Origin of the sequence: Bacillus sp. RB3 (genome assembly GCF_030164735.1) — a bacterium.
In the GTDB taxonomy this organism is placed as follows: domain Bacteria; phylum Bacillota; class Bacilli; order Bacillales; family Bacillaceae_G; genus Bacillus_A; species Bacillus_A cereus.
The window spans coordinates 246,076-260,010 of record NZ_JASNGE010000003.1 but is presented as its reverse complement, the minus strand read 5'-3'; the positions used below and the strand labels follow the sequence as shown (position 1 = coordinate 260,010).

The following is a 13,935-nucleotide window of genomic DNA, read 5'->3' as shown; positions in this document are numbered from 1 at the left end:
TCATGCAAATTTGTTGCGATGTTCCCCTCTTATTGTCCATTGTTTACATGGAAAGCATGAGCGTGAATGTCTCCCCGAATCCTCACGCTCAAAACAACAAGTTAGTGAGGAAAATACATTCCGAAGAGTTTTATGATAAAAACAACATAAAACAATATCATTATAAAATTGTTTTATGTTGTTTTTATTTTATCTGGTGTAAAGTCTCTGCTGTTATGTAACTTTTCAAAGTTTCTAATCCTATTATAAACAATTATCTGACTTTTGTGAACAGAAAGAATTCAAAAATTTTATATTACTATAAAATTCCTTATTTAAACATCTGTATAATACTCATAACCGCATAGGCAATTCCAGCCCCAATTAACGGACCAACAGCAACCCCATTAAATAGCGCAACCGCTATAATTGTCCCAAAAACAAGCGCAGTTGTAATGTGAGGATCCGTCGTCAACAATTGTACGCCGCCTTTCGCTAACAAAGCGACCGCTACACCTGAAGCTAAAGCAATCCACGCATAATAAGATTTCGCCGCTTCTCCAAGTTGTTTAAAACCTATTTCCCCTGTCGCAATCGGTACGAGCACCGCTATTGTAATGACCGTTACACCTAGGTTAATTCCTTTCGTTTGTAAATAAGGAAAGACCTTATCTCCTAAAAACGTAAACTTCAATAAAAATAACACACCAATAGCTACAGTAAGCGATTGGTTTTTAGCAATAAGTCCTATAATAAGTAGTATGAATAAAAATAACGTTGACTGACTAATCATGTTTGCACTTCCTTTCTGAAAATAATGAACTCATTTCCAAACAAAAATACCTTTAAACCTATCGTTATACATGCTATATCGATGCCTATTCAACATGAATCACTTCATTTTTTATGTATTTTAAAATGACAAACTGAGACTTTCACCATCAAAATTTAAGCATGTATACATTTTAAAAAACGGGCGTCTCTTCTTTCTTTTCTAATTAGAAACAGGTAAAATAAAAAGAAGAGAAAATGAAGTTTTTACCATATAGTAGAAGCATCAACACCAAGCTTTCACAGTCACTCACATACTGAAAAAGCAGGAAAAATCCATCATTCCACTATAACATAAAGTGAAACTTTAATCAGTGGGGCATTTTCCACTGATTATTAGTTGAACCAATCGGGCTTTTACGGGCAGTTTATCTCCAGCTAACTCCTTTGATCCAGCCGCACTTCGGGTAGGAGATTTACTGCCCGTTAATGCGGGGTAAAGTGAAACTTTAATCAGTGGAGCACACTCGTTATAAGTTGAACGAATTAGGATAATCCAAATTGGAATGGGAGGTATACATCTTTGAACCGAAACTTACTATATATGATATTGAGACTCATATTTGTCATTGTAGCAACGGTAGCTGGGTTCTATGTATTACTATACATGTCAGGGCTTATCTATCCTTTTATTATCGCTTTTGCATTTGCTTATTTGATTAATCCTGTCGTCAATTTCCTTAATCAAAAACTACAATTTCCTCGCGCACTAGCAGTACTCGTTAGCTTAATTCTCGTATTTGGAGCTATCGTTGGACTTGTTACATATCTTGTGACTGAAGCAATATCTGCCACAACATACTTACTACAACTTGTTACAGTAAAGTTTCCAGATATCGTTACATTCGCTCAGCAATTTGCACTTAATCATATTATGCCTCTCTACGATGATTTAATCTCTAAATTTAATCATCTTGGAGAACCACAGCGCTATACAATTACACAAAACATTCAAAACTTAGGAACAGAAGCAACAACACAAATGAAAGAACTTTTAACCGCCATTATAAGCGGGTTAACGAATTTCATTAGTGCACTGCCAACAACTTTAACTGTTCTTGTATTCATTTTATTAGCCACTTTCTTCATTAGTTACGATTGGCACCGTCTTGCTCAGAAGGCAAGAAAATTACTACCGAATCGTGTACATGGCTATGGAAAAACTATTTTTGTCGACTTAAGAAAAGCTTTGTTTGGTTTTGTGAAAGCACAACTTACACTCGTATCTATGACAACCGTCATTGTACTAATCGGACTTTTAATATTACGCGTACCATACGCCATTACTATTGCGATTATTACAGGAGTTGTAGATTTACTACCATACTTAGGAACAGGCGCAGTCTTCGTTCCATGGGTTATATACGTATTTTTCACTGGCGATACCGCATTCGCCATTGGTCTTCTCATTTTATACATCGTCGTGATTGTCCAAAGACAAATTATGGAGCCGAAAGTACTTTCATCTAACATCGGTCTCGATCCATTAGCAACACTCGTCGCTCTATTTGTCGGCTTTAAACTTTTTGGCTTTTTAGGATTAATCATCGGCCCAGTCACCTTAGTACTACTTAATACATTACACAAAGCTAATGTCTTCCATGACTTGTGGAAATATATTAAAGGTTCACCTTCAAAATAATAGTTTCTAATTCATACACAACAAAAAACTTACATGTAATCAGTGGGAATTTCCCACTGATTATTCCTTGTACTTATTTTTCATACTCATTACATAAAACAAGAGAATTGCACTCAAAAAAGATAATTCTCTTGTTTTTTTGCATGAAAAACGCATATTTCGTGGTGTTTTTACATATTTATTCTATTTATTTTATAATTATCATTTACATTTATTACTTTTTATGTAAATGAATAAATATACAAAATAGCATAAAACAAGACTTCAACTAACAATCTCCGCCTTTTTATATGAATTTTTTACACCAATCGTTCCTTTATATAAGAAAGCAAAAATTTAATTCAGCAGCGTTCCCTCCATCTTATTCATCTAAATTAATAGCACTAAAAAATCACAAGTTTAATCGAAGTACACACAAGAATTCAAACAAAAATTATATAGCACATATAATAAGCGAACGTTTTGTTCATCCCCACTCATCATTCGCCCCACACCAGACACTTACGAGCAGCCCAGCTTTGAGATAGAAATTCCACCCCACAAATAGCGCGGTAAAGCAAAGCTTCAACCAGAAAGTTCCTCTCCTCTTACAACACAAAAAATAGCACTTAGATTTCTACAATCTAAGTGCTATTTCTGAATAATAATAGTAGAGTTCTTTCTAAATTTCCATTCCATCCACTTCATAACAAGCGGCTTCAATAAAGCTCTCGTAATAGGGATCACGCAGATAAACCCTAGCACATCTGTCACATACCCAGGAAGCACTAAGAGAATACCTCCTACAAATACAAAAATACCATCTAGTACCGCCTCACCTGGCATTTCCCCTCTATTCAACTTAGATTGAATCTCTCCAAGCACTTTAAACCCTTGTCTTTTCGCCAAATACACACCTACAACACCTGTAAATACAATCATAGCGAACGTAGACCATAAACCTATTACATGACTTGATCCAATTAAGACCGTAATCTCAATCGCCGGTATTAAAATAAACAAGAATAGTAACCACTTCATAGTTCTACACCTCTCTCACAACTCACTTTTAACGTCCTCACAACGCCTATATACATCATATGAAATATAGATACTCTTTCATATTAAAACACATAACAAACAGCTTTTAAAAGCAATTCTAGGCGCTTTAAGCTAATTCTATCTCGTTTTTGTGTAAAAAAAAGAGAAGGACTCCGATCCTTCTCTCCGTATTACTTATAGCACTTCCGCATGTCCATTATAAACAATTCCGCGTGCTGCATCAACTGTTACTTCTTGGCCATTTTTTAAAGTTGCTGTTACGCCGTTTACACCAACGATAACAGGAATACCGATTGATACGCCTACAACAGCTGCATGGCTTGTTAAGCCACCTTCTTCTACAACTAAAGCCGCAGCTTTTTCGATTGCAGGAATCATATCTTTATCAGTGCTTGTTGTAACAAGGATATCACCTTCGTTTACGTTCGCTACAGCTTCAGCAGCTGTTTTTGCTACAACTACTTTACCTTTTGCAGCTTTACGACCAATTCCTTGTCCTTTAGCAATTTCTTCACCAACAACGTGGATTTTCATTAAGTTTGTTGTACCAGTTTCAGCAACTGGAACACCCGCAGTAATCACTACAGTATCTCCAAGTCCAATTAGACCCGCATCCATACCTGTTTGAATTGCTGTATCTAACATTTCGTCAGTTGAAGCTGCGCGCTTCTCAGCCATAAATGCTTGTACACCCCAAACAAGTGCAAGACGACGTCCTACTTGCTCGTCAGATGTTACAGCTACGATTGGAGATTTTGGACGGTATTTAGAGATCATTTTCGCAGTATATCCACTTTCTGTTGGAGCTACGATTGCAGCTACATCAAGAGCAAGTGCTGTATGCGCAACAGATTGGCTAATTGCATCTGTAATTGTTGGAGTGAACTCTTTAATACGTTTTTTGAACATATCTTCATATTGTAATGATTTTTCAACACGTACCGCAATGTTAGCCATCATTGTTACTGCTTCTACCGGATATTGTCCAGCAGCTGTTTCACCTGAAAGCATGATTGCATCTGTACCATCGAAGATTGCGTTAGCTACGTCACTTGCTTCCGCACGAGTTGGACGTGGGTTACGTTGCATAGAATCTAACATTTGTGTTGCAGTAATAACCGGTTTACCTAACACGTTACATTTTTTAATTAGACGTTTTTGTACTAACGGTACTTCTTCTGGTGGAATTTCTACACCCATATCACCACGAGCTACCATTAAACCGTCAGAAACTTCTAAGATTGAATCGATGTTGTCGATACCTTCTTGGTTTTCGATTTTTGGTACGATTTGGATGTATTGAGCGTTATGCTCTTCTAATAATTCACGGATTTCTAATACGTCAGACGCTTTACGTACGAATGAAGCTGCAATGAAATCAACTTTTTGCTCGATACCGAAGATGATATCTTTTACGTCTTTTTCAGTGATACCAGGAAGCTTAATGCTTACGTTTGGTACGTTAACACCTTTTTTATTTTTTACAGTTCCGCTGTTAAGAACTTTTGTACGGATGTTTCCATCAGCTTTTTCGATTACTTCTAGTTCGATAAGACCGTCATCGATTAGAATACGAGAACCTGGGTCTACATCGTCATAAAGACCAGCATAAGATACAGAGAACTTCTCTGCAGTACCTAATACTTGCTCAGTAGAAAGAACTACCTCTGCACCTGTTACAAGCTCAGCTTGTCCGTCTACGAAGTCGTGAGTACGGATTTCTGGACCTTTTGTATCAAGTAAGATACCAACTGTTTTACCAGTTTTCTTTGAAGCTTCACGAATGTTTTTAATACGAGCTCCGTGCTCTTCATGGCTACCATGAGAGAAGTTTAAACGAGCAACGTTCATACCTGCTTCGATTAATTGCTCTAATTTTTCAATACTTTCACTAGCAGGACCTATAGTACATACAATTTTAGTTTTACGCATATTGCACCTCCGAAAATTATGAAACCGTTCCCAAATATCTGACATTACGCCGATTAGATGGATAATTCTTTAGATAATTGATACATATCTTTATCGATTGTATGCTTTTGAGCTAACGCTTCGATAATGTCATGATCAACAAGTTTATTATCTTGAATACCTACACAACGTCCACCTTTACCAGCAATTAACAACTCAACTGCTCTTGCACCAAGACGACTTGCTAATACACGGTCTTGTGCACTTGGTGATCCACCACGTTGTACGTGACCTAATACAGTTACACGAGTATCAAAGTTTGTTGCTTCTTCAATGTGCTTACCGATGTCAATTGCACTTCCAACACCTTCAGCTACAATGATAATACTGTGTTTTTTACCACGTTCGCTACCACGTTTTAGACGAGCGATTACATCATCCATGTCATACTCTTCTTCTGGAATTAAGATTGTTTCTGCACCATCAGCTAAACCAGCCCATAATGCGATATCTCCAGCATGACGTCCCATTACTTCGATAACATATGTACGTTCATGAGATGTAGCTGTATCACGGATTTTATCAATTGCATCAATAACAGTGTTTAAAGCTGTATCGAAACCAATTGTGAAGTCTGTTCCAGGGATATCATTGTCGATTGTACCTGGTACACCAACACATGGGAATCCTTGTTCAGTTAATTTTTTAGCGCCTTGGTAAGAACCATCTCCACCAATAACAACAAGTCCTTCGATACCATGTTTCTTTAATTGCTCGATACCTTTTAGTCGTACTTCTGGGTCTTTAAACTCAGGACATCTTGCTGTATATAATTTCGTACCACCGCGGTGGATAATATCGCCAACAGAACCAAGTTCTAATTTTTCAATGTGACCAGAAATTAATCCAGCGTATCCATGGTAAATACCATATACTTCAATATCATGGAAAATCGCTTTACGAACAACTGCACGAATGGCAGCATTCATACCAGGTGAATCTCCACCACTTGTTAATACACCAATACGTTTCATTTGTACTCACCTCATAAAGATTATTTGCCTTATAATAAAATAACACGAAAAAATATAAAAACACAATGGAGAAGATGTGTCTTTTCATAATAAAAACGTGCATTCGCGAAGAGGAACGCACGCTTTTCTTATTTTATCCCAATGGAAGCGTTTGAAAACGAAACTTGCCCAATTTTCATATATTTTTCATAACGTTTTTCGATTAATTCATCTTTCGAAATTCCGTTTAATTGTTCAAAAGTTTTTCTAATTATTAAGTCTATATTTTCTGACTGTTTCAAAATATTACGGTGAGCTCCACCTTTTGTCTCTGGAATAATTTCATCAATTACACCTAATTCTTTCAAATCTGCTGCTGTAATTTTCATTGCCTCTGCAGCTTCCTTTGCTTTTCCTGCATCTTTCCAAAGAATTGCCGCTGCACCCTCTGGTGTAATAACAGAATAAGTGGAATTTTCTAGCATATGAATGTAATCTCCTACTCCAAGACCTAGCGCACCACCACTACCGCCTTCACCGATAACGATACAAATAACTGGTACCGTTAAACCTGCCATCTCAAATAGGTTGCGAGCAATAGCTTCACTTTGTCCACGCTCTTCAGCTGCTTTACCAGGATAAGCTCCCTTCGTATCGATGAAACAAATAATAGGACGATTAAACTTTTCCGCTTGTTTCATGAGACGCAGTGCTTTTCGATATCCTTCTGGATGAGGCATTCCAAAGTTACGGCGAATATTTTCTTTCGTATCTTTTCCGCGCTGATGCCCAATTACAGTTACAGGCATCCCTTTATATTTCGCAATGCCGCCGACAATCGCTGCATCATCGCCAAATAGACGATCTCCATGACATTCGAAAAAATCAGTAAATAAGTGCTCAATATAATCGAGCGTTGTCGGTCGTTCTGCATGACGAGCAATTTGAACACGGTCCCATACTTTTAGATTGCCGTATATATCTTCCTCTAAATTTTCTAGCTTTTCTTCCAAAATACGAATCTCCTCACTGAAGTCCATCTGGCTGTTTTTCGTATAGTCTTTCAGTTCACGAATCTTATTTCTTAGCTCAACAACTGGTTTTTCAAATTCTAGCTCTGCCATACAGCCACTTCCCCTCCTTGATGAACTTCTAAAATCTTGCGAAGCGATTCTCTCATATCATCACGATGCACCACCGCATCTAATTGACCATGATCTAGTAAGAATTCTGCCGTTTGGAAATCTTCCGGTAGTTTCTCACGCACCGTTTGTTCAATTACACGTCTACCAGCAAATCCGATAAGTGCACCTGGTTCTGCAAGATTATAATCACCAAGTGAAGCGAAACTCGCTGAAACCCCGCCCGTCGTTGGGTGAGTCATAACAGAAATAAATAATCCTCCTGCATTACTATGCTTTTTCAAAGCTACGCTTGTTTTTGCCATTTGCATTAAACTTAATATACCTTCTTGCATACGGGCACCACCCGAAGCAGTAAAGATAATAAATGGAACTTGTAAGTCGTACGCCTTTTCAACCGCACGGGCGATTTTTTCTCCTACTACAGAGCCCATGCTCCCCATTCGAAAACGAGAATCCATTACTGCAACAACAACAAGCATGTCATCAATTGTTCCTTCACCAGTTACAACCGCTTCGTTCAATTCAGTCTTCTTACGATCGCTCTCTAGTTTCTCTTCATAACCTGGAAACTCGAGTGGATTTAATGAAACCATTTCTTTGTCATACTCACGGAATGACCCTTCGTCCAATATACTATCAAGACGTTCCCATGCATTCATAGGATGATGATATCCACAATTCACACATACTTTTAAATTTTTTAGAAGTTCTTTCGTATACATGATTTTTTTACATTCCGGACATTTTGTCATAACGCCATCTGGCACATCTTTTCGTACTTGTTCTGAAGGTATTGCAGCGTACTTTTTCTTTTTCACGAATAAATCTCTTAGCACAATTTGACCCCCTTCGTTGAGAGCTAAGGTTAGCGTAAGAAGAAAATGGGGCTAACACCAAAGTTTGATGTTAGCCTTATCTTCTCAATCTGTCTAATAACCTCACTCTTTACGTTTAACTTTAACCGCTACGCGGTAGAATGTTTGTCATAACGTGTCATGGTCATTTCGACAAATTTTATACATTACGAGTGAAACTGTATATTCTCTACTAATTCATCGTAAATTTTTAGTGCATCATTTTCTTGTTTTTCTTCCAAAGTAGCGTAAAGCTTTCTATACATATCGATAGAATCTCTTGAAACTTTACAAGAAAGCGTTGATACGTAATCATTTACGATCATCCAAATGCGATATAGTAAATAATTATCGACTTGTTCAATAAGTGTTTTAAAGAACGTTTGATGAAGCGTTGGGATTGAGTTTTCATTTCCTTCAAGTACTTGGTGTAATTTACTTAGCACTTTAGAAAACGTTTCTTTCGGTAAATTACATACAATTCGAATCATATCTTTCTCGAGTAATCGTTTCGTTTGTAATAAATCACGAATTGTTTTCTCATCTTGCAATAAGAACGGAGCAATTAATTGTACAAGACCGTTATCATAAAAGTTTCGAATAAACGTCCCTTCACCACGTCTCGTTTCAATCAATCCTACCAGTTCTAAAGCACGCAATGCTTCTCTTACAGAGGAACGTCCTACGTTTAAGCGTGAACTTAACTCACGCTCAGACGGCAAACGATCCCCCGCCACCAATCCATCCTCTTCCATAATGGAACGGATTTTTTTTACAATTTCGAGATATACTTTTGTATTTGATGATGTCAATGGAATTTCCTCGCTTATTCTTTACCAATCAGCGCTAATTGTTTTGTTTTTTCAGCGATCTCATTTGGATCTACTTGACGGCGAGCTACTCCTGTCTCCATTGCTGCTTTTGCAACGTAAGCCGCTACTTGAGGCGCTACACGCGCGTCAAATGGTGCCGGAATGATATAGTCTGCATTTAACTCATCTTCTGCTACAAGCTCAGCAATAGCCTGTACAGCTGCCATCTTCATTTCTTCGTTAATTTGTGTCGCATGTACGTCAAGTGCACCGCGGAAAATACCAGGGAACGCCAGTACATTATTTACTTGGTTCGGGAAGTCAGAACGACCTGTTCCAACAACAGCTGCGCCCGCTGCTTTTGCCAATTCTGGCATAATTTCTGGAACTGGATTCGCCATTGCAAAAATAATCGCATCGTCATTCATTGTACGAACCATCTCTTCTGTTAATGCACCTTCTGCAGATACACCAATGAATACGTCTGCACCTTGTACAACATCAGCTAAAGAACCTTCTATACGATTCTTATTTGTATATTTTGCAACTTCATCCTTCACCGGATTCATACCTGTAGGACGACCATCATAGATTGCCCCTTTACGGTCACACATAATAATGTCGCGTACACCATAGCGATATAAAAGTTTAATAATTGCAATACCTGCTGCACCTGCGCCATTTGCGACAACTTTAATGTCAGACATTTTCTTTCCAACTAATTTCAGTGCATTTACAAGACCTGCTACTGTTACAATAGCTGTTCCGTGTTGATCATCATGGAAGATAGGAATATTTGTTTCTTTTTTCAAACGCTCTTCAATAATGAAGCAGTTTGGTGCTGCGATATCTTCTAAGTTAACGCCGCCAAAAGTTGGCTCCATTAATTTTACAGTTTCAACAATTTTATCTACATCGTTTGTATTTAAGGCAATTGGGAATGCATCTACACCAGCAAAGCTCTTGAATAATACAGCTTTACCTTCCATTACTGGAAGAGATGCTTCAGGTCCAATGTTACCAAGACCAAGTACAGCTGTTCCATCTGTCACAACTGCTACCATATTTCCCTTCATCGTATATTCATATACCTTACTTTTATCGTCATAAATTTCTTTACAAGGTTCTGCAACCCCTGGAGAATATGCAAGACTTAAATCTTTTGCATTTTCTACTTTTACTTTTGATACAGTTTCTAATTTTCCTTGATGCACTTTATGCATGTGAAGTGCTTCTTCACGAAGTGTTGACAAACTATCCACTCTCCTCAAATTATTCTTGCTGATATCAATTTCTCCAAGTGGTCTGACCACGAACACTACTACTATAATAATCGAAGTGTAGGGAAATTGTCCATTATATTTTCACAACTACATTTTCTTCCCCGACAATTTCACGAAGTGCTCCTAAACATTCTTCACTTGGATGAATCGATAAACTCCGAGATAATTGTACCATTTTATGTTCCTTTTCATAATAAATTAGTACTTTCGCAAAACCTGAATAGTCGAACAATATTTTCGTAACCCGATTTAAAAGCTTTTTCTCATACTGAGATGGCAATTTCACGTAAACAGATGCGTCTTTCTTTTCTTCATAAACATCCATTTCCTCTAGCGGATATAGTCCATTTACAATCCATTGCAGCTTATGATTTCTTAGCTCAATCGTACCGTCAACTAAAACAATTGCTCCTTCTTGCAACTTATCCGAGAAATGTATATACGTTTCTGGGAAGAGGACCGCTTCCATTTCATCATTTTGATCACAGAATGTAATAAATGCCATCTTTTGAAACTTTTTCGTACGAATCACTCTAACACTTGTTATATACACAATAGCTCTTTGTACTTTTTTCTTGTGTCGCATCGCCTGAGCGAGAGATGGAATTTCTAATTCTTTTGCTAACTTCACATATTGCGCTGTCGGATAACTTGATAAATAAAAGCCAAGTACTTCCTTCTCTTTATTTAGTTGTTCAATAAAAGATAGCTCTTCTCCTTGTACATATTTTGATTTTGGAACAGCATCTCCTAAATCACGTGCGAGATTCGCGTACTCTAACGCCCCTTTAATACTTTTCCATAAATTCGTTCTCGAAACACCAAAATCATCAAAACATCCCGACCAGACGAAAGCTTCTAAATTACGCTCCGTTACGAACTTTGACGGCATACGGAGACAAAATTCAAATAAATCTTCGAACATTTTTTTCTCTCGTTCTTCTAATAATGCCGTCACTGTAGCCATTCCAATATTTCGGATCGAAAGTAAACTGTAACGTATCGCATTCCCTTCTATTTGGAAGTTATAACCACTTCTCTGAAGAGACGGCGGCAAAACGTGAAAACCTTTCCGCTTCGTTTCTCGTATATACTGTACAATTTTATCTTCATTTCCAATTGCGCTTGATAATAATGCCGTCATAAATTCCAGCGTATAGTTCGCTTTCAAATAGGCAAGCTGATATCCGATCATACTGTAAGCTACAGCGTGACTTCGGTTAAAACCGTAATTCGCAAATCTTACAATTAAATCATAAATTTTTTCAGCAGACGTCTCATCATATCCATTTCGCAAACATCCCTGGACGAAATGCTTACGTTCCTGATCTAAAATATCACGATTTTTTTTACTCACTGCACGGCGCAGTAAATCTGCTTCTCCAAGCGAAAACCCTGCTAACTTCGATGCAATTTGCATAATTTGTTCTTGGTATACAATGACGCCGTATGTTCTTTCTAAAATTGGCTTTAAATCCGGATGTAAATATTCGATTTTTCTTTTTCCATGTTTCGATTCAATAAAAGTCGGTATCTGTTCCATCGGTCCTGGTCTGTATAACGAGTTAACAGCTACGATATCTTCAAACTCATTCGGTTTTAACCCGCGAAGTACATTTCGCATACCGCCTGACTCAAGCTGGAATACACCTGTTGTATCTCCTCTCCCTAATAATTGGAACGTCTTTTCATCTTGAAGAGGTAAGTTTCTTATATCGATTTCTTTCCCAGTTTTGTTCGCGATAAATTTTATAATATTTTCAAGTAACGTTAAATTACGTAATCCTAAAAAGTCCATCTTAAGCAACCCAAGTTCTTCTAGCGCATCGGCTGGATATTGCGTAACATAAACATCGTTATGTCCTTCTTGAATTGCTACACTGCCTGTTAGCGGTTCTTGACTCATAATAACACCAGCCGCATGAATAGACGTATGACGTGGTAAACCTTCTACACGTTTTGCGATTTCAAACACACGCTCATGCAAAAGATTCCCTTGTATAAACTCACGAAGTGATTGTGATTCTTCATATGCATCTTTTAACGTTATACCAAGCTTTGATGGGATAAGTTTTGAAAATATATCAATATCTCGCGGCGGAAGCCCCATTACGCGGGCAATGTCTCTAATTGCCGCTTTTGCTGCAAGCGTACCAAACGTTACAATTTGCGCAACACGGAGCTGACCGTATTTATCTTTCACATAGCGAATCATCTCATCACGTCTTACGTCTGGAAAATCAATATCAATATCAGGAAGCGTCACACGTTCAGGATTTAAAAACCTTTCAAATAATAGATCGTATTCAATTGGATCAATATCTGTAATTTCTAATACGTATGAAACGAGTGAACCAGCTGCCGATCCACGACCTGGTCCTGTTAGAATATGATTTTCATGTGCATACTTCATAAAATCCCATACGATGAGGAAATAATCACTAAATCCCATACGAGAAATAACATTTAATTCATGATCCAAACGCTTTATATGCACTTCTTTCGGTTCACCATATCGTTTCCGCAAACCTTCTTCACAAACACGACGCAAGTATATATCACTCGTTTCATTAGACGGAACAGGAAACTTCGGAAGTTGATTTACATGGAACGGTATTTCTACTTGGCAACGCTCTGCAATTTTTATTGTATTTCGGATTGCTTCCGGCGCATGGGAAAATAGTGCTTCCATTTCATCCGATGACTTTAAATAATACTGATCTGTTTTCAGCCTCGGCCTATCTGGATCAGTCATTTTCGTTCCACTTTCAACAGATAGTAAACATTCATGAACAAGCGCGTCACTTTGATTGATATAGCGCACATCGTTTGTTGCAACGACTGGAATATTAACCCTGCTAATAAATTCAGGTAGTTTCTCTTGTAAAAGCAACTCATCTTGAATTGCATGATGCTGTAAACTCATATAAAAATGGCCGAACATATTTTGATACGTGCGAGCTACTTCTTCAGCCTGACTCTCATTGTCTTCTAGTAATAATTGCTCAATTTCGCCATCTTTACCTGGCGAAATAGCAATTAATCCTTTCGCATAATGCGCAAGCCACTTCTTAGGAATACCTTCTTTGGACTTTGTCATAATACTGCTAGAAATCTTTAATAAATTTTGGTAGCCTATTTCATTCTCAGCAAGTAATACAAGCGGATAAGACCTTTCTTCTTCTTCACTAAAAATAGAAGCGGTTAATCCAATAACAGGCTGTATACCATGTTTCTTACATGCTTTATAAAACGGAATAACACCATACATAACATTTTCATCCGTAATAGCTAGCGATGAAAAACCAAGTTCTTTCGCCCTGACTACAAGCTCATCAATTTTACAAGCACTTTTTAATAAACTAAAAACGGTTTGACATTGTAAATGCACAAACTTCACTGTTGTACCCTCTCTTTACCTATT

The 13,935-nt window shown here is 37.6% G+C and carries 10 protein-coding genes; 1 reads left to right on the top strand and 9 read right to left on the bottom strand.

All coding sequences use genetic code 11. The features are described from left to right. Nucleotides 1-310: 310 nt before the first annotated feature. Nucleotides 311-772, bottom strand: a complete 462-nt coding sequence (locus QO049_RS06765) for a DUF441 domain-containing protein (RefSeq protein WP_000625507.1) — start codon at nt 770-772, stop codon at nt 311-313. A gap of 561 nt (nt 773-1,333) precedes the next feature. On the opposite strand from QO049_RS06765, the gene ytvI reads away from it, so the two are divergent. Continuing rightward, nucleotides 1,334-2,452, top strand: coding sequence for a sporulation integral membrane protein YtvI (gene ytvI, locus QO049_RS06760; RefSeq protein ID WP_001081388.1), 1,119 nt, complete (start codon nt 1,334-1,336; stop codon nt 2,450-2,452). 630 nt (nt 2,453-3,082) lie between these two features. Here the strand turns inward: ytvI and QO049_RS06755 are convergent. The 8 genes from QO049_RS06755 to dnaE form a co-directional block, all read right to left on the bottom strand. Further along, nucleotides 3,083-3,472, bottom strand: coding sequence for an FxsA family protein (locus QO049_RS06755; protein WP_000871631.1), 390 nt, complete (start codon nt 3,470-3,472; stop codon nt 3,083-3,085). A 195-nt stretch (nt 3,473-3,667) separates the two neighbouring features. Further along, entirely contained in the window at nt 3,668-5,425 is a 1,758-nt protein-coding gene (gene pyk / locus QO049_RS06750; RefSeq protein WP_001232673.1) for a pyruvate kinase, read from the bottom strand. A 53-nt stretch (nt 5,426-5,478) separates the two neighbouring features. After that, nucleotides 5,479-6,438 (bottom strand): 6-phosphofructokinase, encoded by a 960-nt coding sequence (pfkA, locus tag QO049_RS06745; RefSeq protein ID WP_000821156.1) that lies wholly within the window; start codon nt 6,436-6,438, stop codon nt 5,479-5,481. Nucleotides 6,439-6,566: 128 nt separating this feature from the next. Beyond that, nucleotides 6,567-7,541 carry an acetyl-CoA carboxylase carboxyl transferase subunit alpha gene (accA, locus tag QO049_RS06740; RefSeq protein ID WP_000818807.1) on the bottom strand — a complete coding sequence of 325 codons (975 nt, stop codon included), beginning with the start codon at nt 7,539-7,541 and terminating at the stop codon, nt 6,567-6,569. After that, a complete protein-coding gene (gene accD, locus QO049_RS06735; RefSeq protein WP_000942857.1) occupies nt 7,529-8,398 on the bottom strand; it encodes an acetyl-CoA carboxylase, carboxyltransferase subunit beta in 870 nt (289 codons plus the stop codon). Before accD ends, accA begins: the two co-directional genes overlap by 13 nt. Nucleotides 8,399-8,583: 185 nt before the next feature. Continuing rightward, a complete protein-coding gene (locus tag QO049_RS06730) occupies nt 8,584-9,228 on the bottom strand; it encodes a FadR/GntR family transcriptional regulator (RefSeq protein ID WP_000204440.1) in 645 nt (214 codons plus the stop codon). 14 nt (nt 9,229-9,242) lie between these two features. After that, nucleotides 9,243-10,451, bottom strand: coding sequence for an NADP-dependent malic enzyme (gene ystJ, locus QO049_RS06725; RefSeq protein WP_161508111.1), 1,209 nt, complete (start codon nt 10,449-10,451; stop codon nt 9,243-9,245). Nucleotides 10,452-10,584: 133 nt separating this feature from the next. Next, on the bottom strand, nt 10,585-13,911 hold the full coding sequence (gene dnaE, locus QO049_RS06720) for a DNA polymerase III subunit alpha (protein ID WP_084063944.1): 3,327 nt from the start codon (nt 13,909-13,911) through the stop codon (nt 10,585-10,587). Nucleotides 13,912-13,935: the final 24 nt, after the last annotated feature.